Source organism: Streptomyces griseus subsp. griseus, assembly GCF_000720255.1.
Taxonomy (GTDB): Bacteria; Actinomycetota; Actinomycetes; order Streptomycetales; family Streptomycetaceae; genus Streptomyces; species Streptomyces griseus_I.
Genome location: NZ_JOJE01000005.1, coordinates 598,913 through 625,443, shown reverse-complemented (window position 1 = coordinate 625,443; position 26,531 = coordinate 598,913). Strand labels below are relative to the sequence as shown.

Sequence of the window (26,531 nt, the reverse complement as noted above, 5' to 3'; positions counted from 1 at the left end):
TCACTGTCCCGCCAGTCCCGTGTGGGCCACGCCCGCCACGATCTGGCGCTGGAAGAAGACGAAGACGACGATCAGGGGCAGGCCCGCCATGAGGCCGCCGGCCATGAGCTGGGCCCACTGGATGCCGTAGGAGTTCATGACGGTCGCGATGCCGTTCGGCATGGTCATCAGGTCGGGGTTGTTGGTCACCATGTAGGGCCACAGGAAGTTGTTCCAGGAGGCGATGAAGGTGAAGATGCCGACCGCCGCCAGGGAGGGGCGGGCCAACGGGACGACGATGGTGAAGAAGATCCGCCAGCGGCCGGCGCCGTCGATGAAGGCGGCCTCCTCCAGTTCGCGTGGGATGCCCTGGAAGAACTTGTAGAGGATGTAGACCATCGCGGCGGGCGCGCACTGCGGCAGGATCATGCCCCAGTAGGTGTCGACCATCCCCATCTGCTGGACCGTGGTGAACAGGGGGACGCCGAGGACCGCCGGGGAGATCATCAGGCCCGACATGACGATGCCCATGAGCACGCTCTTGCCGCGGAACTCGGTGCGGGCGAAGCCGTATCCGGCGAGGGCGCTGACCGTCAGCACGACGGTGGTGACGCAGACCGACACCACCAGGGAGTTGATGAACCAGTTGGTGATGTTGCCGGTCTCCCACAGCGCCTTCCACGCCTGGGCCGTCCAGACCTCGGGCAGCCAGTGCGGCGGGATCTCGGCCGCCTCCGCCTCGGACTTGAGCGAGGTGAGCAGGGCCGCGGCGATCGGTGCCACGAAGACGGCGGAGACTGCGACGCCGATCAGCGTGAGGACGATCTGGCTGGGCGTCCACGGCTTGCGGGACTTGGTGCGTGCGGTGCGTGCGGTCGTCTCGGCGGTGGTCATCGGCCGCCCTCCTCACGGGTGCGCAGCAGCCACATCCGCGACAGGGCGACGACTGCGATGATCACGAAGAAGATGATGGACATCGCGGAGGCGTAGCCCACGCGGTAGCTGGTGAAGCCCTGTTCGAGGGTGTACTGGACGAAGGAGCGGGTGCTGAGCTCCGGTCCGGGCGAGAAGTCCATCATCACGACGGCCTGGTCGAAGAGCTGGAGCGAGGCGAGGATCTGGAGTGCGATCACCAGGCCGGTGATGTTGCGCAGCATCGGCAGCGTGATGTGGACCATGCGGTGCCAGGCGTTCGCGCCGTCCAGTTTCGCGGCCTCGTACAGGTGGTCGGGGATGCCCTGGAGCGCGGCGAGGTAGAGCAGGAAGCTGAAGCCGACCGTCCACCACAGGGTCTCGATGACGATGGCGAGCATCGCGTACGACTTGTCGGTCAGCCAGGGTGTGTCGAATCCGAAGACGTGGTTGATCAGGCCGATGCCCTGGGTGAACAGCCACTGGAACAGGTTGCCCGCGACCGTCGAGGGCAGCAGGAACGGCACGAAGAAGCACAGCCGCCACAGCCATTTGCCGCGCTCGATGTGGTGGGCGAGCATCGCGAGCAGGAAGGCGAGGACCGTGATGCAGGGGACGACCAGCAGCGTGAAGTACGCGCTGTGGCCGAGCGCGTCCCACATCGCCGAGTCGCGCAGGGCCTCGCGGTAGTTGTCCAGGCCGACGAAGCTCGCGCCTTCGCCGGAGATGTTGGCGTCCGTGAAGCTGAGGTAGACGCCGCGCAGCAGCGGCCAGATGACGAACAGCACGAAGAGTGCCAGGAACGGGGCGACGAACCAGCCCCCGTGCTGGAAGCCCTGCCTGCGGCGGACGGTCGCCGTCGCGGTCGCGGTCCTGGCGCGTGCCGGTGCGACGACGGTCTGAGCGCTGGTCGTCATGCGACCGCACCTCCCTGCGCGGCGGTCCTGCCGTCCATCGGGTTCTTCGAGGCGAGAAGCTTGGTGAGGTGTTTCTTCATCGTCTGGGCCACCGACGCCGGCTTGGCGGAGCCCATCGTCGAGGAGACGACGACCGGGCCGAGGTCCTGGGCGAGCACGCCCGTGGAGCCCGCGAACCACACCTTCGGTTCGGTGGCCTGGTGGTCCATGGCGCTCGCGTACTCGTTCTGCGGGGTGAGCTTCTTGTACGCGGCCGTGGAGAGCGTCGGCGTGTACGCGGGGATGTGACCGCCGGCCGCCCACTGGAGGGCGTGCTTGACGACGTAGGCGGCGAGTTGGTGCGCGCCCTCGTTGGCGGCGCCGCCGCGTCCGGACTGGTGGGGCAGGACGAAGGCGTGCGACTCGGCGTGGGTGGCCTGCTTGCCGAAGACGGGCGGCAGCGGGGTCGCGCCGTAGTCCAGCTTCGCGCCGGAGAAGACCGGCACGGACCAGTTGCCCTCCCAGGTGAAGGGTGCGCCGTTGATGAACTGTTCGCCGGTGGGGGCGCCGGGGATGACGTACCCGTCGGTGACGTGCTTGCGGAGGAACTCCAGGACCTGGGTGGCCTTGTCGGTGTCGAAGAGGACCTCGGTGTTGGCGTCGTCGAACCACCGGCCGCCGAGCTGGGTGTAGAAGGCGACGAAGAACCACCACTGGAAGTTCTGGTCGTTGGTCCACAGACCGATCGTCTGGAGCCCCTTCTTCTGGACCGCCTTGGCCTTCTTCAGGACGTCGAACCACTCGTCGGTGGAGGTGACCGGGATCATCCTGCCGTCGTCGCCGAGCAGGCCCGCCTTCCTCAGTACGTCCTTGCGGTAGAAGCAGAGTTGGACGTGGATGTCGAGCGGGAGGGCGTAGAGCTTGCCGTCGATGACGGCGCGCTTCCACAGCGCGGGGTTGAAGTCCTCTTCGCGTACGCCGTACTTGGCGAGCAGGTCGGCGTCCCAGGGGTCCAGGAGGCGGCCGGGTGAGAAGCCGGTGACCCGGCCGAGGTGCATGACGCCGAGGTCGGGGGCGCGGTTGCCGGCGGCTGCCATGGCGAGCTTGGTGTAGAAGGGGTTGCCCCACTGGAGGGTGGAGTCCTTGACGTCGATGGCGGGGTTCGCCTTTCGGAAGGCGTCCAGCATCGCGATCATGTTGGCGCCGTCGCCACCGCTGAAGAGGTTCCAGTAGCGAACGCGGGTGTCCGCGCTGGAGGCGAGTGCGTCGGCGCCGGTGCCGAGAGCGGCGAAACCGAAGCTGCCCGCGACCGCCAAGCCGCCGGTGGCGGCGAGTAGTTGCCTGCGAGTGAGGCCGGGTCGTTCCATTCCCTGCCCTTACTGTTCGACATTTCGGAAAGTGCTCGTAACTTCGAACGGACCGTAAAATCGAAGGGCGTTCGAGTCAATGGTTTTGACAGGACTTATGAGAGCGCTTTCTATAGGCAGCTGTCGTGAACTTCGTTCACCGAGCGATGGTTTCCGGCTGAACTATGGCCATCGGATCGCATGACGCGGACAGTTCAGGACGCGTAACCTCGGATCGGCTGCCGCGCGGCCGAAGGACGGCGAGGAGGGGGGAGCGACGCCCGTGACCCTGGCGCTGGAGATCAGCGAGTCCTCCGTCTCCTTCTGGATCCCGACCGGGGTCCTCGCCGTCGCGCTGGCGATCAAACTGCCCACGATCATCCGGCTGTGGAAGGAACCCCTGCTGCGCGCGGTCGGCGGACTGCTGCTCCTCGCCTGCTGTGTCTTCGTCTTCGTGACGCCCTCGACGATCGCCTGGACCAACCGGGTCACCGGCGTGCCCAACATCTCGGCGCCCTGGGTCTATTCGCTGCTCACCGCCTTCTGCGGCTCCTGCCTGCTGCTGATCATCGCCTGGCGCAACGGCCTGTCCGACCGCTCCGGCGCCACCCGCCGGGCCATGCGGTGGGTGATCTCCGTGTACTCGGGCGTGATCGTCGCCCTGTGGGTACTGTTCGCGCTCGCCGACACCCCCGTGGAGCGGCTGCGGGACCTGGACACCTACTACGCCGACACCCCGTTCATGCGCGAGGAGATCCTGCTCTATCTGCTCGCGCACACCCTGGCCACGGTGATCACCTCGAGGCTGCTGTGGAACTGGGTGCGCACCGACGGCCTCGACGCCTGGCTGCGCTGGGGGCTGAAGTTCCTGGGCCTGGGCTACGCGACCCAGTTGGTCTTCGACGCCGCCAAACTCACCGCGGTGGTGGCCCGTTGGACCGGTCACGACCTGGACCGGCTGAGCACCGACGTGGCCCCGCCCGTGGCCTGTCTGTCGGCCGTCCTGATCGCGGTCGGCTTCATCCTGCCGCACGCCGGCCAGTACCTGCACGACCGCCGGCGGGTGCGGCTCGCCCACCGTGAACTGCGGCCGCTCTACCAGCTGATGCGGACCGTCGACGGCCACAACGCGCCCCTTCCGCTGCGCGCCGCGCCCGAACTGCGCCTGATCCGCAGGGAGACGTTCATCCGCGACGTACTGCTCCCACTGGCCCGGCACCTCGACGAGGAGCTGCGCGCACGCTCGTACGCCGCCGCGCTGGACCTCGGACACGGCCCGGCGCGGGCGAAGGCGCTGGCCGCGGCGGTGGCCATCCTGGAAGCCGTCGAAGCGGTCGGCGGCGGAAAGTCACGGGAGCGCGCGGCGGGCGGGGACGAGCCGGGGGGCCCGGACACCACGGAGCTGCTGCGGGAGATCGGGGCGGTCTCCCGGGCCCTGCGCCGGCCCGAGGTCATCGACGCGGTACGCACCCGGGCGGCCGCCGCGGCGGAGGCGGCCGGTTCGCCGCTGCCGCACCGGAGGTGAGGCAACTGAGGCAACGCATGGGCTGGAACATGGAAGCGGTGCGCAGGAAAAAGGAGATGCGCCGGCTCGCCGGCGTGCTCATCGGACCCATGCGGGTGCCGGTGCCGGCGGATCCCGAGGCCCTGTTCGACGCGCTCGTCGACTCCGTCAGCCGGTGGCGGGGCCGTGAGGTCGTCGTGCGCCGGGAAGTGTTCCCGCCGCACACCGCGAGTGGGCTCTGGCTGGAGGGCGAGGCGCACGACATCGTCGTCGTCGACCGGCGGGCCGCCGCGTGGCACCAGATCGTGATCTTCTGCCACGAGGTGTGGCACATGCACCAGCAGGGTGCGGACTCCCCGACGGCGGCGACCCACGACGGCAGCCCCGTACCCGTCGCCGCGCGCACGGACTTCAGCCTCGCCGACGAGCAGGAGGCCGACCGGTTCGGCATGCTCATGAGCGGACGGCTACGGCCCTGGCTGGAGGCGGACGCCACTGCGGGCGACGGCGCCCAGGACATCGCCGGGCGCATCGGAGCCGCCCTCAACTACCGCGGGACACGAAGATGAACGGCTTGATCAACTACGTCAGCTGTGGCGTGCTGTGGCTCGGCCTGGTGGTCAAGGCCCCCGACCTCGTACGGCACCGGCGCGACCCCTACCTCCGGGCCATCTGCGCGGTCCTGGGGCTCGCCGGCGTCTGCTTCTTCCTCGGCGCGGAGCCGACGGTCGCCGCCGTCAACGACCTCAGCGGCATCCCCAACCTGGCCGCGCCGCTGACGTACGCGTCGATCACCGCGTACAGCGCCGCCTCCCAGATCCTCATCGTCTACTGGCGCGGCGGACCGCACGTGCACCGCACCACCCGGCGCTGGGTCGTGGCGTACGCGTTCGTGCTGCTCGGCATCGCCACGATGTTCGCCCTGGGCGACGCGCCCGTGGAGCGCCGTACCGACCTCGACACCTACTACGCGACGACGCCGTACCTCGCCGAGATGATCGTGCTGTACCTGGTCGGCCACCTCGCCGCCGTCAGCGTCACCACGGTGGCGGCGCTGCGCTGGGCCCGCGAGGTGGACGGCTGGCTGCGCGCGGGCCTGGTCACCCTGGGCGTCGGGACGCTGTGCAACTCCGGGTACAGCGTGACCAAGCTGGCCGCCGTGGCCGCCCGCTGGGGCGGCCGGGACTGGTCGGGGCTCGGTACGACCGTCTCGCCGGCCGCCGCCGGACTCGGCGCCCTGATGACGGTCGCGGGCATCCTGATCCCGCTGGCCGGGCCCCGGCTGACGGACCGGCAGCGGACGCGGCGGGACTACGTGCGTCTGGAACCGCTGGAGCGGGAGCTGAACGAGGTCCTCACCCGCCGGGCCCTGCGGCTGCCCCGGCCGCGCCTGGCCTCCCCCACGACCCGCCTCGTATGGCGGCAGACCACCATCCACAACGCGCTGAGCAGCCTGGACACGTTCTTCGACCCAGCCCTGTACGAGCGGACCCTGGAGGCCGAGGCGCAGGCGACCGGGGACACCGAGCGGGCCGAGGCCACCGCGTGGGCCGCGGTCATCGCCGCGGCCGTCGTGGAGGAACGCCACCGGGAAAGACCCCTCGCCCCGCTCGAGGAGGCAGACCGCTTCCGGGACGGGGCCCCCTGCCCGGCCATTCTCGTACACATCGCCGACGCGTTGACCACGTCCCCCCTCGTCGCGGCCGCCCGCGCCCACACCGGCACCACCACGACGGGCACGGCGTGAGCCCCGCACGCGCCACACCCCCGCCCCCACACCCACACCCACACCCCACCCCCACGCCGGCACCACCACGACGGGCACGGCACGGCCCGTCCGCGGCACCTCCCTCCTTCCCCCCACTGCCGCACGATCGTCTGAACGGAGTTCCCGGGCATGAGCCTCGTCGTGTATCTGGCGGCCGGCGTCTCCGCGCTGGCCTGCGCCGTGCTGTTGCGCAACAGGCCGCACACCGCCGCCCCGAGTCCGCTGACCGTGTCCACCTGCGCGGCGATCACCCTCGGCGCCGTGGTGTTCGTCTGCTCCGCGCCGCTGACGCTGTCCGCCGTCAACGACCTGACCGGCATTCCCAACTTCGGTGCGCCGCTGACCTACGGGATGCTCTCCGCGTACAGCTGCTCGCTGCTCATCCTGCTGATCCACTGGCGGGGCGGCTCCCCGGAGCGGATCCGGAGCCTGGTGCTGCGGGCCGTCGCCGCGTACGGCGCGCTGATCCTCGCCATCGTCGTGCTGTTCACGCTGGCCGACGCGCATGTGGAGCGGCTGCGCGACCTCGACACGTACTACGCGAACACGCCGTACATGCGCGAGATGATCGTGCTCTATCTGCTCGGGCACAGCGCGGCCATGCTGGCGATGTGCGTGGTGTGCGTGAAGTGGGGCCGTGAGGTCACCGGCCTGCTGCGGACGGGACTGTGGCTGATCCTGGCCGGCGCGCTGCTCGACGTGGGCGGCTTCCAGCTCACCAAGTACACGGCCGTCGTGGCCCGTTGGTCCGGTCACGACCTCGACGCCCTGTCCACCACCGTCGCCCCGCCGATGGCGTCGCTCGGCGCGCTGGTGTTCTCCGCCGGGTTCGTCCTGCCCCGGCTGCTGCCCGCCGCCCAGGTCCACTGGCACAGCCTCGACGACCACCGCAGACTGGCCCCGCTGTGGGCCGGGGTGCGGTTCGCCTCCACCGCGCCGAAGCCGCCGAGCACCTGGTGGCAGCTTCCGCAGGCGCGTCTGCGCTGGCGTGAAGTGTCCATTCACGACGCCCTGTTGGCGCTCGCCCCGTACTTCGACGACCGGGTCCGCGAACAGGCCCTGGACGCCGCCCTGCGTGCGGGGCACGCCCCGCACGGGGCCCGGGTCGCCGCCGAGGCGGCCATGGTGGCCGACGCCGCGCGCCGCGCCGCAGGCCGGGAGCAACCGCAGGCCACGCCCAGTACGTACCGCCTGTACGCCACCGAAGTCTCCGGTACCGGCGGCCTGGTCGAGCTGGCACAGGCGCTCACGCGGTCGACCCACGCGGGCGCCGTTCGTGAAGGTACGGTGAATGTCACCCCTGGCTGAACACGAGGAGCCCCATGACGCGGAGAGCTGTAGTCATCGGTGCCGGCCTGGCCGGCATGCTGGCCGCGGCCGCGCTGTCCGGCGCCACGGACGAGGTGATCGTCCTGGACCGCGACGACCTGCCCGACAAACCCGAACACCGCAAGGGTCTTCCGCAGGGGCGCCACGCCCACCTGCTGATGGCCGGGGGCCTGGCCGCCATGGAGGGCCTGGTGCCCGGCGTGGACATGCGCCGGCATCTGCTCGACGCGGGCGCGCACGAGCTGTCCCTCGGCTCGGGCATGCTGGCGCTGACGCCCGAGGGCTGGTTCCGGCGGTGGCGGCACGAGAGTCCCCGCATGTTCGCGTGCAGCAGGGCGTTGCTGGACTGGGCCGTGCGGGACGCGGTGCTGACGCACACCAAGGTCGAGGTGCGCAGGGCGACGGTTGTCGAACTCACCGGTGACGCCGGTCGGGTTGACGGTGTACGCGTCTCAAGTGCTGACGGGGATACGTCACTTGAGGCGGACTTCGTCGTCGACGCCAGTGGACGCGGCTCCCGTGTGACGCACTGGCTGGGCGGCCTGGGGGTGACCGGCGTGAAGGAGCGGACCGTCGACTCCGGGCTCGTCAACGCCACTCGCGTGTACCGGACGCCCGAGGGCGCCGAGCGCTTTCCCCTGACGGTACTTCAGGCCGACCCGTACGCGGGGCGTCCGGGACGCAGCGGGATGATCCTGCCGATCGAGGGCGGCCGGTGGATGGTGAGCCTCGCCGGAACCCGGGGCGGGGAGCCGCCCGCCGACCCGGACGGCTTCCTCCGCTACGCCCTCGATCTGCCCGACCCCATCGTGGGACGGCTCGTCTCCGGCGCGCAGCCGTTGACCGACGTGCACATCAGCCGCAGTACCAGCAACTCCCGGCGGTATCTGGAGAAGGCGCGGGAGTGGCCGGAGGGGTTCGTGGCGCTCGGGGACGCGGTGGCCACCTTCAATCCGGCGTACGGGCAGGGGATGGCGGTGGCCGCGCTGGGGGCGCGGGTGCTGGACGACGAGATACGGCGAGGCGGGCTGGGGGCCGACGGGCTGGCGCGGCGGGTGCAGCGGGGGGTGGCGCGGTCCGTCGAGGCGGCCTGGGCGATGGCCGTGGGGCAGGACGTCTGGTACCCGCGGACGCGGGGCGGGCGGCCGAGCGTCGCGGACCGGCTGGTCACCCGGTACTCGCGTCGCCTGACGCGGGCGGCGACCGGGTCCTACGAAGCGGCCGCCGCCCTCTGGGACATCACCAGCCTGACAGCGGGACCGGAGCGGCTGTTCCGCCCGGGGACGCTGCTGGCGGTACTGAACGGACCATTGCTGCCGGCGCTGGAGGGGCCTCCGTTGACGGAAGGGGAGCGAGACGTCTTGCGGGCACTGGACCGCACGCCGTAGGTGTCCGCTTCGACTTGCTGGGGTTCACCCCGGGTGCTGTGCTTGAAAACAGGGGACTGTACTGGCGCAGCGCGCCAGAAAGCGGGGACATCGTGAAGACCAAGCCCAAAGAAGACACCGCCTTCCTCGACGAGGTCGCGAAGGTATTCGCGAAATACCCGGGCCTGAAGCACAAGTACGTGATCGCCAGTCTCGCCCTTCCCATCGAGATGGGGATCGACTTCGAACGGCAGATCGGCGTCTGTCGAAGCGAGGGAGACAAGGTCGTCATCGAATTCCAGGACCGGGAAAAGGACGACGACCTGCGCATGCGGCATTGCGACATTCAGGACATCCACGGCGAATGCCAGGCGTGGAGCGACGAGTTGCCCAAGTAGGTCCGCAACCACGGACGCGCTCTACGTGAATTCGGGCAGAGCCAAGCCCTTCCCCGCGCCCGGCACCACCAGCAGGGAACCCGACAGCGGTGAAGGGGTGGCCAGGCCTACCCGAGCGGTCGTGATGTAGAGGTCGGACAGGTCCGCGCCGCCGAACGCGCAGGCCGTCACCCGGGGGGCCGGGAGTTCGATCACGCGGTCCAGCGTGCCCGCCGGGGTGTAGCGGCGCACCGCGGCGCCCTCCCACAGGGCCACCCATACGCAGCCGTCGGCGTCGACGGTCAGGCCGTCGGGGAAACCGGCGCCCTCCTCGATCTCAACGAGGGGCCGTCGGTTCACGGCACGTCCGTCGGTGAAGTCGAAGACGTCGACGCGCCGGGTCGGGGAGTCGATGTAGTACATGAGGCGGCCGTCGGGGCTCCAGCCCGTGCCGTTGCTGACCGCCACGTCGTCGAGGACCACCTCGACCGTGCCGTCGCCCGTGACACGGGAGAGGGTGCCGCCGCCCGGGGCCTCGTCGTAGCGCATGGTGCCGGCCCAGAGGGAGCCGTCGGGGGCGACGGCGGCGTCGTTGGCGCGGCGGCCGGGAACGGGCTCGTGGTGGAGCCAGCGGAACGTGTCGTCGGGGTCCAGGAGGCCGATGCCGTCCCGCAGGTTGAGGACGAGTCCCCCGCCGGCCCTGGGCTTGACGGCGCCGATGTGCTGCTCGGTCGTGCGGACCGTGCGCCGGCCGGTGGCGGGGTCGAAGGTGTGGATGCGGGAGCCGAGTATGTCGATCCATATCAGGCGGCCGACCGCGGCGTCCCAGGTCGGGCCCTCGCCGAGCGTCGCCTCCGCGCGGACGGCCACCTCGTATGCGTCACTCATGCCACGCTCCGGTAGCCCAGGCGCTCGGACAGGTCGGCGGCGCCCTTGACGGCGAGCTGCTCCAGCTCGCCCCGGCGGTCGTCGCTCCAGCGGATCATCGGGATGGAGATGGAGAGCGCGGCGACGACCTGCCCGGTGCGGTCCCGGACCGGGGCGGCCACGCACGAGATGTCCGGGTTGGATTCGCGGTTCTCCACCGCGATGCCCCGCTGCCGGATCGCCGCCAGGGCCTCCCGCAGAGCGTCCGGCTCGGTGATGCTGTTGGGGGTCATGGCGACCAGGTCGGCGTTGTCCGGGTAGCGCGAGGCGAGTTCCGGCTCGGAGAGGGAGGCCAGCAGCATCTTGCCGACGGAGGTGCAGTGGGCGGGCAGGCGCCGGCCCGCGGCCGACACCATGCGCACCGCGTGCGTGGAGTCGACCTTGGCGATGTAGATGACGTCCGTGCCCTCCAGGATCGCCACGTGTACCGTCTCGTCGCAGGTCTCGGCGACGGTGCGGGCGACCTGCTGGCCCTCGGCCGCGAGGTCGAGCTGCTCGGCGTAACGGCTGCCGAGCTGGTACGGGCGCACGCCGAGCCGGTAGCGTCCGGGCTGGCCCTGCACGGGCACGATGTACTGCCGGGCGGCGAGCGTGGTGACCAGCTCGTGCACGGTGGTGCGCGGCAGCTGGAGCCTGCGCACGATGTCGGGGGCGGAGAGCGTCCCGTCCCCGTCGAGGAAAAGCTCGAGAATATCGAGAGCCCGGGTCACGGCTGGTACGAGGCGTCCCACGACCGTCCCCCTCCCTTGTTGGCCACGTTCGAGATTTCAACTGGCGATCGGCATGACGAACACAGGCTAGTCATAGAGGGTGGAACGGGCAATGGCCGTGAAGGGTTGGGCCACGATGGGTGTCATGCCGCTCACCCCCCTCGACTTCCAGCTGGTCCTGCTGCGCCGCATGGCCGACCACAACCCCGGCCTGGTGGAGGACGCCCGTCATGAGCTGAGCGTCTCGATCGCCGAGATGCGTGAGGCGAACAAGCGCTGGCAGGCGATGGTCCGCTCGCCCCGCACCCGCGGCGCCGCGTCCCGGTACCGTTCGGTTCTCGGTGCCCCCGAGTCCACGGCCTCCCGCCGCATCGGCGACCTGGACTGCGAGGCCTGGTTCTGGCCCCTCCCGCTCTGGCCCGATCTCCGCTTCGAGGTCCTGCTCGCCCCGAACGGCGTGGTCTGGAACGAGTGGCTGGTCCGCGCCCCCGGAGCCGAACCGCCGGCCTTGCGGACTCTCGACGACCTCACCCCCTGGTCCTGCACGGTCGACGAGGCGGCCCGCGCCTTCGCCCCCGCCCGCCCGCTCCAGGGCACCGCCCCCACCCGCTGGGGCCTCGCCTTCACCGCGCCGGACGCCCGGGGAACCCCCCACGAGGTGGCCGCGGAGTTCACGTACGGGCTGCTCCAGCGGACCGCGGTCAGCGGCTAGTCAGTACGCGTCGTTTGCAGCGGCTGATGCGGGCTCGGTGCCGGCGTCGTCGTCGATGCCCTGGCCGGCGGCTCCGGGCGACGCCACCCGCCCGCCCGGGGACCGCGCTCCCGCTTGCTGAGGGCGGTCACTCGGCGGCCCCGCCACGCGTGACGGCGGGGCTCGCCTCGCGCCTCAGATCCGCCCGCCGGCCAGACGGGTGAGCGGCCCGAGCGTGCGGCGCCCCGCACGGCGACCCGCCAGGTACGACGTGGCACCCAGAGCGGACAGGCCCGCACCCACACCCGCGGCGAGGAGCTTTCGGTGGGCGATCACCGTCCATGCCGTCCTGGCGGACGCCACGGCCTGTCCCGAGGCGGCGACGACGGCCTTGCGGCCGGCCTGGACACCCTCGGCCGCCCTGTGCGCGACGGCGCTGCCCGCCCCCGCCGCACGCTCCGCCTTGTCCCGCGTTGCCGACGCCACGCCGGCGGACTTCTCAGCTGCCTTGTCCGCGGCCTTCGACGCGGGAGCAGCCGCCTTCGCCGTGGCCTGCCGGGCCTTGGCAGGCGCACTTCGCTTCGTCGCGGAATCCTGATTCGTGCCGCTGTTCGATTGAGTCATGGACTTCGCGTTACCGCTCGCGTCAACGCCAAACACGTCCACCAGGACGGCGCCCGCCGCCCCCGCCCCGTCAGGACCAGGCCGCTCCGAACCAGAACCCACGATCCTGCCCATCTGCGGTTACCAGGAGCGGTACCAGATGACCATGGAGTACTACGGCTCGCTCTACGGCCCGGTACCCGCGCGTTACAGTCCCATCCGGCGCGCGTCCCGCACCAATTCGCACTGTCCTTCCACTTCCACTAGGCCGGGAAGTTCGACCTGTCAGGGGCCGCTCGCGGTGCTGCCGTCACGGCAGCGCCCCGGGTGGCCCCACCCCCCCAACCCCACCATCCAGACCATCGACGGGTGCACATTGAGAACCAGACAGTTCGGATTCATCCTCGCGTTTGCTGTCACACTTCTCGCCGCGTTCATCGGCTACCGGCTCAACGGCGGTCACCCCAGCGTTCCCTGGGCGCTGTCAGGAGCCGTCGTGGGAACGGCGACAGCCGTCGCGATTCGCTTGATACGAGGCAAATGACATCGGCTTGCCCATGGCAACGCTGATGCGCTCGGGGTGCTGCCATCGCGGCGGCACCCCGAGCAGCGTTTTCAGGGGGCGGCTGCGGCCAGGACCGCTTCGACCACCCGCGCCACCGACTCCGTGTGCAGGGACAGGAACAGGTTCGGCTCGACCAGTTCCAGCTCCATCACGCGGGGTTCGCCGTCCTCGCCGTCGACGAGGTCGACGCGGGCGTAGAGGAGGTCAGGGGCGCCGGGCATGGCGGAGAGGGCGTGTTCGGCGACGGCAAGTTCGGCGGGGGTGGGCTGCCACGGTTCGAGGCCGGGGTGGGCGACCTTGCGCTCGTCGTAGGGGGTGCCGGGCGACAGGACCGCGCCCTTGCGGCTGGCGTGCAGGAGGCGGCCACCGAAGAACTGCAGGGCTCGCTCGCCGCTGACGTCGATGTTCCGCACGTACGGCTGGATCATCGCGGTAAAGCCCTCGGCGTGCATGCGCGCGAGCTGCCGTACGGCCGTGTCGTGCTCGTCGGGGGTGTAGCGGGCGGCGAAGCGGGCGCCGGCGCCGGAGGTCGGCTTGATGACGTACTCGTGGTCGTCGGGGAGGCCGGCCGTCTCACCGGGGGCGAGGTAGCGGGTCGAGACGGTGGGCACGCCGGCCGCAGCGAGGTCGCCGAGGTAGCGCTTGTCGGTGTTCCAGCGGATCACGTCGACCGGGTTCGCGAGGCGGGTCGACTCACCGCACTTCGCCGCCCAGGCGGTGAACTCGTCGGCACGCCAGCTGTAGTCCCAGGTCGAGCGGATCACGGCGAGGTCGAAGGAGGACCAGTCGGCGTCCGGGTCGTCCCAGAACACCGCGCTCGCCTCGGCTCCGGCCTCCCGCAGCGCCCCCACCAGCACCGGCAGGTCCCGGTCGACGCTGACCTCGGGGCCGGGACGGCAGGTGACGAGTGCGATGCGGGGCACGGCGGGCTCCCTCTCCGTAAGGCATGAGGCAGGCATACGAGCGGTTGATCGGCTCGCAGGCTAGCAACCGGCTCCGCAACCGGAACAGCCCGCTTGACCTTCCCCTTCGGTGAAGCCACAGCATCGGTGGCGGAACGGGAGAGGGGCGGGGACATGCTGACCATCGGAGCCTTCGCCAAGGCGTGCCGACTGTCGCCCAAGGCGCTGCGGCTCTACGACGAGCTGGGGCTGCTGCCGCCCGCACGGGTCGATCCGGACACCGGCTACCGCTACTACGCGCTCGCTCAACTGGAGCGCGCCCGACTGGTGGCCTGGCTGCGACGGCTCGGCATGCCGCTGGCCCGGATCCGCGAGGTGTGCGAGCTGCACGCCCACGACCCGGCGGCCGCCGGCCGCGAGATCCGCGCCCACTGGGCGCGGGTCGAGGCGGACACGGCGGCACGGCGGGACCTCGCCGCGTTCCTCGTCGACCATCTGACGGCCACACCGAGGAAGGACACCACCATGCTGGAACTCCGTTACTCCGCCCACTCCGACCGGGGCCGGGTACGGCCCGCCAACCAGGACACGGCGTACGCGGGCGCCCGGCTGCTCGCCGTCGCGGACGGCTTCGGCACGGCGGGCGGGCCCGCGAGCAGCGCCGCCGTGGAGGCGCTGAAGTTCCTGGAGACCGAGGAGGTGGCGGCGGGCAGTGTGCTGAACCTGCTGGAGGACGCCGTGCGCGGCGCGACCGAGGCGGTCCACGACATCGCGGAGGGCACCGAGGAGGTCGGCACCACGCTGACCGCGCTGCTGTGGACGGGCTCCCGGCTGGCTCTCGTCCACATCGGCGACTCACGCGCGTACCTGGTGCGCGGTGGTGAGCTGTTCCGGATCACGCACGACCACACGGTGGTGCAGTCGCTGCTCGACGAGGGCCGACTGACGCCGGAGGAGGCCACCAGCCACCCCCAGCCCGCCCTGCTGCTGAAGGCGCTGACGGGCGGCGCCGCCGCCGGCCCCGACCTGCGCCTGCACGACGCCCATCCCGGTGACCGGTACCTGCTGTGCTCCGACGGCCTGTCCGCCGTCGTCCCCGACGACCGCATCCGCGACCTCCTCACGGCGTCCCCGGACCCGGACCAGGCGGTACGGTCCCTGATCGGCGCCGCGAACGACGCCGGCGGGCCGGACAACGTCAGCTGTGTGGTGGCGGACCTGGTGGAGGCGGCGGGCGCCTGACGTTTCTCTTCCGGCAGCCGTTGGTGTACGGAGGGATCGTGGTGGTGGTGCCCTCGGGGGCGTGGCTGGTGATGGTCGTCCCCGGCTTCGGGTAGTACCCCGCAGGCGGTCGCCCCTCGACAACAGGCGGCGGCGGACAACGACAGGCAGTGACAGTTGGGAGCAAGACGCGTGTCCTCTCTTTTCCCGGCCCTCACGGGCGGTTCGACGGGGCGGGTCGCCCTGCGGTTCGGTGCCCGGTCCCTGACGTACACGGAACTCGCCGCCGCGGCCGGCGCACTGGCCGGCCGGATCGCGGGCGGCGGCCGGGTCGCCGTGTGGGCGACGCCGACCCTGGAGACCGCCGTCGCGGTGGTGGCCGCGCTGGAGGCGGGTGTGGCCGCCGTGCCGCTCAACCCGAAGTCCGGGGAGAAGGAGCTCGGGCACATCCTGTCCGACAGCGCGCCGAGCGTGGTGCTGGCCGAGCCGGGTGTGGAACTTCCGACGCCGGTACGGGACTTGGCCCGCGTCGACATCGACGTGCACGGCACCGGGGCACCCCTGCCGGAGCCGTCGGCCGGGGACGAGGACCCCGCCCTCATCGTGTACACCTCCGGGACCACCGGCCCGCCCAAGGGTGCCGTGATCCCGCGCCGTGCCGTCGCCACGACCCTGGACGCGCTCGCCGACGCCTGGCAGTGGACCGGTGAGGACGTGCTGGTGCACGGGCTGCCGCTGTTCCACGTGCACGGGCTGGTGCTCGGCATCCTGGGCCCGCTGCGGCGTGGCGGATCCGTGCGGCACCTGGGCCGGTTCACCACGGAGGGCGTGGCCCGGGAGCTGAACGAGGGCGCGACCATGCTGTTCGGGGTGCCGACGATGTACCACCGCGTCGCGGAGTCCCTGACCGCCGAGCCCGAGCTGGTCAAGGCGCTCTCCGGGGCCCGGCTGCTGGTCTCCGGCTCCGCCGCGCTGCCCGTGCACGACCACGAGCGGATCGCGGCCGCGACCGGGCGACGGGTGATCGAGCGGTACGGCATGACGGAGACGCTGATGAACACCAGCGTGCGCGCCGACGGGGAGGCACGTGCGGGCACGGTCGGCGTTCCGTTGCCGGGCGTGGAGCTGCGGCTGGTGGAGGAGGACGGATCGGCGGTGGCGTCGTACGACGGTGAGACGGTCGGCGAGATCCAGGTGCGCGGGCCCAACCTGTTCACCGAGTACCTCAACCGGCCGGACGCCACCGCAGGTGCCTTCACCGCGGACGGCTGGTTCCGCACCGGTGACATGGCGGTGCGCGATCCGGACGGCTATGTGCGGATCGTCGGCCGCAAGGCCACCGATCTGATCAAGAGCGGCGGTTACAAGATCGGGGCCGGGGAGATCGAGAACGCGCTCCTCGAACACGCGGGGGTGCGGGAGGCCGCCGTCACCGGGGAGCCGGACGCGGATCTGGGTGAGCGGATCGTCGCCTGGATCGTCCCGGCGGATCCGCAGTCGCCGCCGGACGCCGAGGAGTTGGCCGCGCATGTGGCGGGCCGGCTGGCACCGCACAAGCGGCCGCGCGTGGTCCGGTACCTGGACGCGCTCCCGCGCAACGACATGGGGAAGATCATGAAGCGGGCGCTGGGGTCATGAGCGTCCGCCTGACGGCGCGCGAGGCGATCGCCCTGGTCGCCGACCGCTTCGAGGAACTCCCGTACCCCGAGCGGCTGTCCGGGCCCGACGGCCCGCTCGGCTGGCAGGGATACGACGCCGCCCGCGCCCGGGCCGCCGAGCGCACCGGCGAGGAGGAGTCCGTCGTCTGCGGCACCGCGAGCGTCGAGGGCGTGCGGGCGGTGCTGATCGCGTTCGAGTTCGGCTTCCTGGGCGGCTCGTTGGGCGAGCGCACCGGCGACCGGCTGGAGGCGGCTTACACCCACGCCCGCACCCACCGGCTCCCGGTCGTCCCGCTGGTGGCCACGGGCGGCAGCCGGATGCAGGAGGGCATGCTCGCCCTCACCCAACTCCAGCGCGTGGCCCGGCAGTCGGCGCTCACCCGGGAGGCCGGGCTGCCCCAGGTCGCGGTCCTGCGGGACCCGACGACGGGCGGCGGCTGGGCCACCCTGGGTGCGGGCGCCGACGTCATCCTCGCCCTCCCCGCCGCCCAGGTCGGCTTCGCCGGCTCCCGCGTCCGCCCTCCGGCCGCCGATCCGACCGCGTACACGGCGGAGTCCCAGGTGGCAGCGGGCTCGGCGGACACGGTCGTCCGCCCGAAGGAGCTGCGGGGGGTGCTGGGGCGGTGGCTGCGCCTGCTGACGACGAGGCCGACGACAGGAACCGGACCACCGCACGAGCCCCCGCCGGTGTCCGGCGCGACCGCGACTCCGCCGGCGTCCGGACCGACCGAGACCCCACCGACGCCCGACCCCAGCGAGACCCCACCGACGCCCGGCCGGACCATGAACCCGCCGACGCCCGGACCGACCGAGACCCCACCGATGTCCGGCGCGACCGCGAACCCACTGACGCCCGGACCCAGCGAGACCCCGCCGACGCCCGGACCCAGCGAGACCCCACCGACGCCCGGACCGACCGAGACCCCACCGACGCCCGGACCGACCATGAACCCGCCGGCGTCCGGACCGACCGAGACCCCGCCGATGTCCGGCGCGACCGCGAACCCACTGACGCCCGGCCCGACCGTGAACCCGCCGACGCCCGGACCCAGCGAGACCCCACCGACGCCCGGACCCAGCGAGACCCCACCGACGCCCGGCCCGACCGAGACCCCACCGATGTCCGGCGCGACCGCGAACCCACTGACGCCCGGACCCAGCGAGACCCCACCGACGCCCGGACCGACCGAGACCCCGCCGACGCCCGGACCGACCGAGACCCCACCGACGCCCGGACCGACCGTCACCCCGCCCGGCCCCGAGCCCGCTCCGCTCCCCCAGGCTCTGGGTGCCAGGGATTTGCCCCGCTCCGGCTGGGACGCCGTCCAGCGTGCCCGGGATGCGGAACGGCCCCGTGCCGAGCGGTACTTGGACGCCTACTTCTCCCATCGTGTGGCCCTCTCAGGTGACCGCTGCGGGGGCTGTGACCCCGAGGGCATGCTGTGCGGTTTCGGTGAGCACTCTGGGCGGACCGTGGCGTACGCGGCGCAGACCGGGGCGGCGACGCGCCCGGCGGGCTACCGCACGGCCGCCCGGCTGATCCGGCTCGCCGACCGGCTCGGGATTCCGGTGCTCACGCTGGTGGACACACCGGGCGCGGCCAACGACGCGGAGGCGGAGCGGCAGGGGGCCGGTGCGGCGATCGCGGACCTGTTCGGCGCGGTGGCCGCCGCGCGGACGCCGGTCACCACGCTGGTGATCGGCGAGGGCGGCTCCGGCGGCGCCCTCGCACTGGCCGCCCCCGGCAACACCTGGGCCACGCCCGACAGTTACTTCTCGGTGATCGCACCGGAGCTCGCGGCCGCGATCCTGAAGCGCGGCCCGGAGGAGGTGGAGCCGACAGCCGGTCAACTTCGGCTCACACCACAGGACTTGGTCGAGCTGGGCATGGTCAGGGGAATCGTGATGCCGACCGGAGCGGTTATCGGTCGGGGAAACGGGGACAACCTCGAGTACCTTCCGTAACAATGAAGGTGCACACTGCAGCCGCACGACGGGGGACCCATGGAAGGTGTGGTGGAGTTCAAGACGGGCGACGGTGCCGTGATCGCCGTCGAGGCCGTCGAGGAGCAGTACGGCTCCCGTCTGGTCGCCCGAGGTGACGGTACGGTCCAGGCGGCACGCACCTTCGAGGGCGCCCTGGACGGCGTGCGCGCGGCGGCCGAGTCGGCACTGCGGGTCTTCCGGGACGGCTCGCTGCGACCCGACGGCGTCGAGATCGAGTTCGGGGTGAAGCTGGCCGCCGAGACGGGCGCGATCATTGCCAAAGGCACCGCGGAGGGCCACCTCGTCGTCCGGCTGACCTGGTCCCCGTCCGGGCAGCAGCCGCCGGCCGCGCCCCCGTCCACCCCGGAGGCCGGCCCGTCCGCATGAACAGCGCCGAGTGGCACGCCCGGATCGAGTGCGGGGGCAAGGTGGCCGGGGCGGGTTTCCTGGTGACCCCGGGCAAGGTGCTGACGTGCGCCCATGTCGTGCGGGACGGCGCCCGGGACGGGCTGACGGTGACGTTCACCGAGCGCCCGGACCTGCCTTCCGTACCGGCCAAGGTGGTCGCCGACGGCGGCTGGGCCGGAGGTCCTGTCGACCTCGGCGACCTGGCCGTCCTGGAGCTGGAGCGGGAGGTCGCGATCGCCCCGGCCGCGCTGGCCCCCGCGGACGCGGCCCACGGCGCGGCGCCCCGCAAGCTCGTCGTGTACGGCTTCCCGACCGGCTTCGACGAGGGCACCCTCGCCGAGTACCGCGTCACCGCACCGCAGTTGATCAGCCGGGAGTGGCTCCAGCTGGAGGCCTGGCAGCCGGACGGGCAGCCGCTCGCCCCCGGGTTCAGCGGCGCGGCGGTCACCCTGGTCGACACCGGTGAGGTCGTCGGCATGGTCACGGCGGCGGCCGGTGCCCGGGGTGTGCGCAACGGGCGGATGATGCCGACGCAGGTGATGGCCCAGTACTGGCCCGACCTCAAGGGCCTGGTTCCCACCTCCGACCATCGCACCGCCGACCGGACCCGGCTGCGCGCGCTGGTCGAGCGGGCGGTGCGCGCGGGCGTGGACTGCGATCCGGTGCGGCTCTACACGGCCGCGGCCGGCCCGTTCGATCCCGATCCTCCCGAGGAGGGGTTCGACTCGCTGTGGTCGGCGGCGCTGTTCGTGCTGTGCGAACTCGACGGACCGGACGCCGCGGAGACGCTGGCCCGGCTCACCGACCGGTTGGAGTCACTGCTGGTGACCCGGGAGCCGGAGACGCCCGCGCCGGACTGGGCGCCGATCCTCGTCGAGCTCAAGCACAGCGGTGCCGGTGACGGTCTGGTGCGCGTCGAGGTGTCGGCGTACAGCCAGGGACGCAGACACCCGGTCGACTCGGACACCGTTCCGCAGGGGCGGCTGCGTGCGTACGTCCAGGACCGTATCGAGGCCGCGTTCCGGTATCTGACGCCCGGCGCGGACGAGTTGATCGCGTTCGCGCTGCCCCGCGACTGGCTGGACTGGCCGGTCGACCGCTGGGAGAGCGCACCCGACGACGACACCCCGCTGGGCTGTGTGTACCCGCTCGTCGTCACCGACCACGCCCGGCGCAAGGCCAGCACCCGGCACGTCCTGACCCGGGCCTGGAACCGGCTGGACTCCTTCCCCGGTGCCCGGCTGCATCGCGTCGACTGCGGCAGCGCCGAGCAGCCGGGCAGGCTGCGGGTGCGGCTGCGCAAGCCGGACGCCTGTCTCGCGGGCTTCGCCACCGCCCCGGCGGCGGCCCGGACGCGCCCCCACTTCGACACCTCGCTCACCGCGCCGGCGCCGGTGATCGTGTGGTCGCGCACCGGCTGTCTCTCCGGCGAGGAGGGCTGCGGGGGCGCCGACGACTGCACCGGCAAGGCGTTCCTGGACGAACTGGACGCCTGCCTCTCCGAGGTGCCGCCCGCCGAGCTGCCCCGGCACATCCTCGCGTTGCGGGAGGAGGCCGACGCGGAGGACGGCCACTGGGCCCGGGACATCCAGCTGCTGTGGGACGACCCGCGCGTCTTCACCGACCCGCACGCCACCGCGTCCGCCCACGCCCAGTCGCCCGTGGCCTGACCACGCGCGCCGCCGAGACGGCGCCACCAGCCGCCAAGACGCCCTTGGCCCCGCCGAGATGCGAGAAAGTACGGAGACCGGAGACCACCCATGCCCCACTGGTCCGTCTACACCGGGAAGAACGAGCCGCACGACGGCATCGAACGGCTGCCCGCCCCGCCCCCGTGGCGCGCCTTCGACGGCGAGCCCGTCGTGCCCCCGCCCCGCGACACCGACGACGAGGCGGCGATCTCCCCGGACCGGACGCACCGCGCCAGGACGTACGTCGCCACCCCGGAGAGCGTCCAGCTGGTCAACGCCGCGCTCTGCCTGCGCCGCCCCCTCCTCGTCACCGGCCCGCCCGGCACCGGCAAGTCGTCCCTGGCGTACGCGGTGGCACGAGAGCTGCGCCTCGGCCCGGTCCTGCGCTGGAACATCACCAGCCGCAGCACCCTCGCCGACGGCCTCTACCAGTACGACCCGCTGTCCCGCCTCTACGCGGCCCGGCAGGCGGCGGCCCGGTACGACGGACGGCCCACGGCCGGCGAAGGCGTCGAGGACCATCTGCGTCTCGGCCCCCTCGGCACCGCCCTGCTCCCCTACGACCGGCCCCGCGCCCTCCTCGTCGACGAGATCGACAAGAGCGACCTCGACCTGCCCAACGACCTGCTGAACGTGCTGGAGGAGGGCCAGTACGAGATCCCTGAGCTGGTCCGCGCGGCCCGCCACACCACCGGTGGCGGTGGCGGCACGGCGGAGGTCCTGGCCGACGGCACCGACATGCCCGTGCCGATCAGCCGCGGCCGGGTGCGCTGCCGTGCCTTCCCCTTCGTCGTCCTCACCAGCAACGGCGAACGCGAGTTCCCGCCCGCGTTCCTGCGCCGCTGCGTCCGGCTCCGGCTGCGCCGCCCCGACCGCGACCAGCTCACCGAGATCGTCCGCGCCCACCTCGGCACGCCGGAGGGCCACGCCGATCACCTCATCACCCGCTTCCTGGAACGCGCCGGCACGGGCGAACTCGCCACCGACCAGCTCCTCAACGCCATCTACCTGACCGGCGTCGCCGGCCTCGACACCACCTCCCTCGACGAACTCGCCGAACAGCTCATGCCGTACCTGAACACCACGGCGGACGGCGATGGCTTCTGAGGGTCGTGACGGGGCGTCCGTCGCGTGGCTGGCGTCCGTGCTGCGCGCTGCCGCTTCGGGAGGTGACGCGGGCCCGGCAGGGGGCCCGACGCCGCTGGAGATCGCGGAAGTGCTGTGGCTCGCACAGCAGGTGGGGCCGGAGGAGGTCTCCGGTGAGGACGGGTCCGCCGCATCATCGGGCGACGACGACTCCACGGGCGACGGCACCGCGGAGGTCGCGAGCTTGGACGACGGCGTCTCCGGCAGCGACGACGCCCCCGTCGACGTCGAGACACCCCGCCCCGAACCCCCCGACACGGCCCCGCACCCCGACGGTCGTGTCCCGCTCCACCTGCCCGTGCCCGGGCAGCGGTCGGAGGGGAACGGCGGCGGGCCCTCGCTGCTCGCGCCGGCGCCGCCGATGCTGCCGCATCCACTGGCGTTGCAGCGGGCGCTGCGGCCGCTGAAGCGGAAGGTGCCCGCGCCGCGCGCGCGGGTGCTGGACGAGAAGGCGACGGCCGACCGCATCGCCCGCCTCGGCGCCCACCCCGATGTCTGGCTGCCCGTGCTGCGCCCGGCGCCCGACCGCTGGCTGCGCCTCAACCTCGTGCACGACACGGGCCCCACCATGCCGGTGTGGCGCCCCCTGGTCCGCGAACTGCACACCGTCCTCGCCCAGTCGGGCATCTTCCGTACGGTCACCCTGCACCCCGCGGGCCCCGACGGCCGGGCCCGGCACGTCCCCGCCTCCGACGACGGCCGTACCGTCACCCTCCTCGTCAGCGACTGCATGGGCCCGCAGTGGCGCCCCGGCCCGGCGGGCGAGCTCTGGTACGCCACCCTGCGCCACTGGGCGGACCGCATGCCCGTGGCCGTGCTCCAGCCGCTGCCGGAGCACCTGTGGCCGACGACGGCCCTGCCCGCCGAGCCCGGCCTGCTCACGCCCGCGGCCGCGGCGGCGCCCTCCGCCGCCCTCGCCTTCACGCCGTACGACCCGGACACCCCGCCCCCGCCCCCGTACGCCGTGCCCCTGCCCGTCCTGGAGGTGGGCGCCCGCTGGCTGGCCAACTGGGCCGCGCTGTTGGCGGATCCGGGCGGCCGGCGGATGCCGGGCGCGGTGGCGTGGCTGCCGGTGGCCCCCGCCGTGCCAGCCGAACCGGCCCCCGCCGTCACCACCGCCGGCCCGGAGGACCTGGTCCTGCGCTTCCGCGCGACCGCGTCCCCCGAGGCGTTCCGGCTCGCCGGCCACCTCGCGCTGGCCGTGCCCTCCGTGCCGGTGATGCGTCTGGTGCAGCGCACGGTGGACCGCGAACCGCGCCCGCAGCACCTCGCCGAGGTGATCCTCAGCGGCATGCTGACGACCGCCCCCGGACCGCCGGGCTCGTACGACTTCCGCCCCGGCGTGCGCGACCTGCTCCTGCGCACCCTCCCCCGCTCGGCCCGCGGCCGCACCCGCGAGTTCCTGGCGGAGGTGGGCGCGCTGATCGACGACCGGGCGGGGCTCGCGGCGGGTGAGTTCCGGGCGGAGAGGGGCAAGGAGGGCGCTCAGGGCGGCGCCGCGTTCGCGACGGTCAGCGAGGAGACGGTACGGCGGCTGGGCGGGGAGGGGTCCGACGAACCGGGCAGCCCCGACGACGACGGGCGTCCCACGATCCTCTTCGAGGCCGACGACCTGACCGGCCGGCCCGAGGCCCGCATCACGCTCGAGTACGCGGTGCACGAGATGCTCTCGCGCGGGGCGCTGGCCTCCCAGCAGTACGAGGTCCGGGTGAGCCCCGACGGCTATGCCGTCCGCACCGAACCCGCCGCCTACCTGCTGCCGGTTCTCGTAGCCGCCCTGCGCCACCTCCCCGGGGCCATGACCGGGCTCACGGACCCGCCCCGTCTCAAGGTGACGTTCTGGAACGGCTCCGCCACGCCGACGGAGGCGCGGGAGCTCCACGAGCGCGTCCCGGCCGACCTCCTGGTCGTCATCCCACCGGGCCTCTACGAGGAGTTCGGCGGCAGCTCCGCCGCCCAGGGCGCCCAGCGCTTCATGCCCTTGTACCGGGGCAGTGACCCCGACACCCCACCCCTCGCGTGGTACTGCGCGCTCTCCCCGACCCAGCCGCCGCCCGGCACCGAGAGCCGGGACCTCGTGAAGGGGCCTTTCATCACCCCCGACCTCCGTCAGCTCGGTGTCCCCGCCCCCGGCCGCACGGCCATCGTGCACACGCGGCCCGACGGTCCGCTGACGCTGCTCGATCCGGCGCGGCCGTACGGGGGGCGTCCGCCGCGGGTGACGACGTACTACGAGGTCGACCTGACGACGCACCAGGCCCACTACCGGGTGTCCCTGCCGAGCTCCGGCAAGGGCGCCTTCGTGGCCGCGGTCGAGCTGTCGTGGCATGTCGAGGACCCGGTCGCGTTCGTGCGCGCGGAGGCCACGGGTGTGGCGGAGCGGCTGCTGGAGCACGTGCTGGAGTCGGCGCCCCGTGTCACCCGCCGCCATCCCCAGCGCCGGGCGGGCGCGGCCCAGCGGGCGCTGAACTCGGGGCTGCACGGATGGCCGGTGCCGGGGCTCTCGGTGGCGTGTGCGGTGCAGCTCGCCCCGGAGGGCACGCCGCTGCCCGAGCCGCGGCTCACGGCGCCGCCGCGGCGCCCGTTGTCCGGTGTGCTCGCGGACGCGGAGACGGTGCTGCTCGGCTTCGACGGTCCCGTCACCCGCCTGTACTCCGCGCAGACCGCGCGCGAGGCCGTACTCGACCTGCTGGCCCTCGTCGCCGAGCACCGCTCCCCGCAGGACGCGCTCGCGGGCCGCTCCCTGCCCCGGGTGCACGCGGCGGGCCGGGAGATGTTCACGCATCCGCTGGACCTGCTGCGTGCCTTCGCGCGGGACAGGCTCGGGCCGCTGCTGCGCGAGCGCCTCGACGCGCTCGAACTGGCGGCCGTCCCCGACGCGCCGACCACGCACAACTCCGTGCCGCTGGTGCGCGCCCTGCACGACTCGGGCCGCCCGGTGCACGTCGTCACGGACGTCTGCCCGCAGGCCGTCCACCGCTACCTGGAGCCCTACAACCTCCCTCTCGCCGGCGTCCACGGCCGCGGCGAGGACCTCGGGCTGCTCACGCCGCACCCCGACTGTCTGCTGCGTGCCCTGCGCTCCCCCGGCCGGCCCGACCCCACGGGCGTCGTGATCGGCTCGACCGTCGCCGAACTGACCGCCGCCCAGCAAGCCGGCCTGAGTTTCGTCGGCCTCGCCCGCAATCCCACGGCGGAGCAGAGGTTGCGCGAGGCCGGCTGCGAGATCACCGTGCCCTCCCTCGCCCCCGTACTGGGGGCCGCCCGCTCGCTCTGAACACGTGCCCGGCCGACGAAACCCCCCACCCGTCCGACGGTCGCGTCAAAACCCCCCATTCAGCGGCGCCCCGCCCGGCCCCCTCCAGAAGGCGGCCCCCACGCCGTCCCGCGCACCATGCGAGGGAGGCCCGCCGCCGGGCGGTCCGACGTCCGCGAGGCCCGCCACCGGGCGGCCCTCACGGCCCGCGCACTCGGGAGGACCAGGAATGAGCGCCAGTCTGGAGCAGCTGCGCCGCTGCCACTTCGCCGTCGACCTGGGTGCGGCGCGGACGCGGGTGTATGTGAAGGGGGCGGGGCTCGTCGTGGACCAGCCGTCCGCCGCCGCCGTGAACACCCGCACGGGCGCGCTGATCGCGGTCGGGGAGTTCGCGGAGAAGATGACGGGCCGCACCCCCCACTACATCCGCGTGGCCCGCCCCGTCTCGGGCGGGACGGTCGTCGACATCGAGATGGCTCAGCGCATGCTGCGCCATCTGCTCGGCGACAAGGTCCGCCGTTCCCTGCGCCGCAAGCCGTTCCTGCGGGCCGCGGCGTGCACCCCGCACGACGCCGACCCGCTGGCCCAGCGGGCGGCGATCGAGACGCTGGTCGGGCTCGGCGCGCGCCGGGTGGAACTCGTGGACACCCTGATCGCCGCCGCCGTCGGCTGCGGGCTGCCCGTGGAGCAGCCCGAGGCCACCATGATCATGGTGTGCGGGGCCGCGGCCACCCAGGTGGCCGTGCTGTCCCTCGGCTCGATCGTGACCGCCGAACGCGTCCCCGTCGGCGGCGAGGCCGTGGACCACGCGATCGTGCAGCACCTGCGGCACGAACACGAGCTGATGCTTCCCAGCCAGTCGGTACGTCCGCTCCAGCTGGCCCTATCCGGGAACGGACTCACCCCGCACGGCCCGGCCTCGACGGAGATCCACGGACGGGACGTCGCGACCGGCCTGGCCCGTTCCGTGCAGGTGGACACCGCCGCCGTTCGGGGCGCGATCGAGACGCCGCTGACGGCGGTGCTCGACGGCATCGGAAGGGTGCTACGGGACTGCCCGCCCGACCTGGTGGCCGACCTCGCCGACCGCGGGATCATGATGGTCGGCGGCAGCGCGCTGCTCCCCGGCCTCGACCAGATGCTGCGGCAGGCCACCGGCATGCCGGTGCACATCGCCGAACGCCCCGACGTGTGCGCGGCGATGGGCCTGGGCGCGATGCTGGAGGGCAAGATCCAGCCGCTGGCCCTGGACCCTCTGGCCGGCTGAGCGGCCGGCGGCTCCACGGCGG

21 protein-coding genes and 2 pseudogenes are annotated in these 26,531 nt (G+C 72.7%); 16 read left to right on the top strand and 7 right to left on the bottom strand.

The window, feature by feature from the left end; translation table 11 throughout:
* Genes IG99_RS10825 through IG99_RS10815 form a run of 3 tightly spaced genes read right to left on the bottom strand, consistent with a single transcriptional unit; the run spans position 1 to position 3,154 of the window.
* Positions 1–873, bottom strand: coding sequence for a carbohydrate ABC transporter permease (locus tag IG99_RS10825; protein ID WP_037672173.1), 873 nt, complete (start codon positions 871–873; stop codon positions 1–3).
* Positions 870–1,808, bottom strand: a complete 939-nt coding sequence (locus IG99_RS10820) for a carbohydrate ABC transporter permease (protein WP_037672171.1) — start codon at positions 1,806–1,808, stop codon at positions 870–872. Before IG99_RS10820 ends, IG99_RS10825 begins: the two co-directional genes overlap by 4 nt.
* On the bottom strand, positions 1,805–3,154 hold the full coding sequence (locus tag IG99_RS10815) for an extracellular solute-binding protein (RefSeq protein ID WP_037672170.1): 1,350 nt from the start codon (positions 3,152–3,154) through the stop codon (positions 1,805–1,807). The genes IG99_RS10820 and IG99_RS10815 overlap by 4 nt, the downstream gene beginning before the upstream one ends.
* 262 nt (positions 3,155–3,416) lie before the next feature.
* Between IG99_RS10815 and IG99_RS10810 the strand changes: the two genes are divergently transcribed.
* From IG99_RS10810 to IG99_RS10785, 6 genes are all read left to right on the top strand, one after another.
* Positions 3,417–4,658, top strand: a complete 1,242-nt coding sequence (locus IG99_RS10810; RefSeq protein ID WP_037672168.1) for an MAB_1171c family putative transporter — start codon at positions 3,417–3,419, stop codon at positions 4,656–4,658.
* Between the two features lie 17 nt (positions 4,659–4,675).
* Positions 4,676–5,206: a toxin gene (locus IG99_RS10805; protein WP_394297999.1), complete on the top strand. Its 531-nt coding sequence runs from the start codon at positions 4,676–4,678 to the stop codon at positions 5,204–5,206.
* Complete coding sequence (locus IG99_RS10800) at positions 5,203–6,384, top strand: MAB_1171c family putative transporter (protein ID WP_037672167.1); 1,182 nt, start codon at positions 5,203–5,205, stop codon at positions 6,382–6,384. Before IG99_RS10805 ends, IG99_RS10800 begins: the two co-directional genes overlap by 4 nt.
* 150 nt (positions 6,385–6,534) lie before the next feature.
* The gene (locus IG99_RS10795; protein ID WP_037672165.1) at positions 6,535–7,713 is read left to right on the top strand and encodes an MAB_1171c family putative transporter; all 1,179 of its coding nucleotides are present in this window, start codon (positions 6,535–6,537) and stop codon (positions 7,711–7,713) included.
* A 14-nt stretch (positions 7,714–7,727) separates the two neighbouring features.
* Positions 7,728–9,122: an NAD(P)/FAD-dependent oxidoreductase gene (locus tag IG99_RS10790; protein ID WP_037672164.1), complete on the top strand. Its 1,395-nt coding sequence runs from the start codon at positions 7,728–7,730 to the stop codon at positions 9,120–9,122.
* Between the two features lie 14 nt (positions 9,123–9,136).
* Positions 9,137–9,499 (top strand): hypothetical protein, encoded by a 363-nt coding sequence (locus IG99_RS10785; protein WP_158973170.1) that lies wholly within the window; start codon positions 9,137–9,139, stop codon positions 9,497–9,499.
* 21 nt (positions 9,500–9,520) lie between these two features.
* Here IG99_RS10785 and IG99_RS10780 read toward each other — a convergent pair whose 3' ends face one another.
* Positions 9,521–10,366, bottom strand: a complete 846-nt coding sequence (locus IG99_RS10780; protein ID WP_037672163.1) for an SMP-30/gluconolactonase/LRE family protein — start codon at positions 10,364–10,366, stop codon at positions 9,521–9,523.
* The gene (locus tag IG99_RS10775; protein WP_037672162.1) at positions 10,363–11,136 is read right to left on the bottom strand and encodes an IclR family transcriptional regulator; all 774 of its coding nucleotides are present in this window, start codon (positions 11,134–11,136) and stop codon (positions 10,363–10,365) included. The genes IG99_RS10780 and IG99_RS10775 overlap by 4 nt, the downstream gene beginning before the upstream one ends.
* A gap of 124 nt (positions 11,137–11,260) precedes the next feature.
* Here IG99_RS10775 and IG99_RS10770 point away from each other — a divergent pair, with 124 nt between their 5' ends.
* The gene (locus tag IG99_RS10770; RefSeq protein ID WP_234311796.1) at positions 11,261–11,827 is read left to right on the top strand and encodes a hypothetical protein; all 567 of its coding nucleotides are present in this window, start codon (positions 11,261–11,263) and stop codon (positions 11,825–11,827) included.
* 174 nt (positions 11,828–12,001) lie between these two features.
* Here IG99_RS10770 and IG99_RS10765 read toward each other — a convergent pair whose 3' ends face one another.
* A complete protein-coding gene (locus IG99_RS10765; RefSeq protein WP_037672161.1) occupies positions 12,002–12,430 on the bottom strand; it encodes a hypothetical protein in 429 nt (142 codons plus the stop codon).
* A gap of 594 nt (positions 12,431–13,024) precedes the next feature.
* Positions 13,025–13,897: an ATP-grasp domain-containing protein gene (locus IG99_RS10760; protein WP_037672160.1), complete on the bottom strand. Its 873-nt coding sequence runs from the start codon at positions 13,895–13,897 to the stop codon at positions 13,025–13,027.
* Positions 13,898–14,050: 153 nt separating this feature from the next.
* Here IG99_RS10760 and IG99_RS10755 point away from each other — a divergent pair, with 153 nt between their 5' ends.
* The 9 genes and pseudogenes from IG99_RS10755 to IG99_RS10715 all read left to right on the top strand — a co-directional run bounded on the left by IG99_RS10755 (position 14,051) and on the right by IG99_RS10715 (position 26,509).
* Positions 14,051–15,118 (top strand): MerR family transcriptional regulator, encoded by a 1,068-nt coding sequence (locus tag IG99_RS10755; RefSeq protein ID WP_037672158.1) that lies wholly within the window; start codon positions 14,051–14,053, stop codon positions 15,116–15,118.
* Positions 15,119–15,289: 171 nt separating this feature from the next.
* Complete coding sequence (locus tag IG99_RS10750; protein WP_037672156.1) at positions 15,290–16,735, top strand: acyl-CoA synthetase; 1,446 nt, start codon at positions 15,290–15,292, stop codon at positions 16,733–16,735.
* Positions 16,732–17,478 (top strand): annotated as a pseudogene (locus tag IG99_RS51970) (carboxyl transferase domain-containing protein); the annotation flags it as partial. The gene IG99_RS10750 and the pseudogene IG99_RS51970, both read left to right, overlap by 4 nt.
* Before the next feature lie 528 nt (positions 17,479–18,006).
* Positions 18,007–18,720, top strand: a pseudogene (locus IG99_RS51965) (carboxyl transferase domain-containing protein); the annotation flags it as partial.
* A gap of 39 nt (positions 18,721–18,759) precedes the next feature.
* On the top strand, positions 18,760–19,128 hold the full coding sequence (locus IG99_RS10735) for a CU044_2847 family protein (protein WP_037672154.1): 369 nt from the start codon (positions 18,760–18,762) through the stop codon (positions 19,126–19,128).
* Complete coding sequence (locus tag IG99_RS10730) at positions 19,125–20,819, top strand: VMAP-C domain-containing protein (RefSeq protein WP_037672152.1); 1,695 nt, start codon at positions 19,125–19,127, stop codon at positions 20,817–20,819. The genes IG99_RS10735 and IG99_RS10730 overlap by 4 nt, the downstream gene beginning before the upstream one ends.
* A 90-nt stretch (positions 20,820–20,909) precedes the next feature.
* Positions 20,910–21,947 carry an AAA family ATPase gene (locus tag IG99_RS10725; RefSeq protein WP_037672150.1) on the top strand — a complete coding sequence of 346 codons (1,038 nt, stop codon included), beginning with the start codon at positions 20,910–20,912 and terminating at the stop codon, positions 21,945–21,947.
* Entirely contained in the window at positions 21,937–25,263 is a 3,327-nt protein-coding gene (locus IG99_RS10720; RefSeq protein ID WP_037672148.1) for an SAV_2336 N-terminal domain-related protein, read from the top strand. The genes IG99_RS10725 and IG99_RS10720 overlap by 11 nt, the downstream gene beginning before the upstream one ends.
* A gap of 208 nt (positions 25,264–25,471) precedes the next feature.
* Positions 25,472–26,509: a rod shape-determining protein gene (locus tag IG99_RS10715; RefSeq protein WP_037672147.1), complete on the top strand. Its 1,038-nt coding sequence runs from the start codon at positions 25,472–25,474 to the stop codon at positions 26,507–26,509.
* The last annotated feature ends 22 nt before the right edge of the window (positions 26,510–26,531 follow it).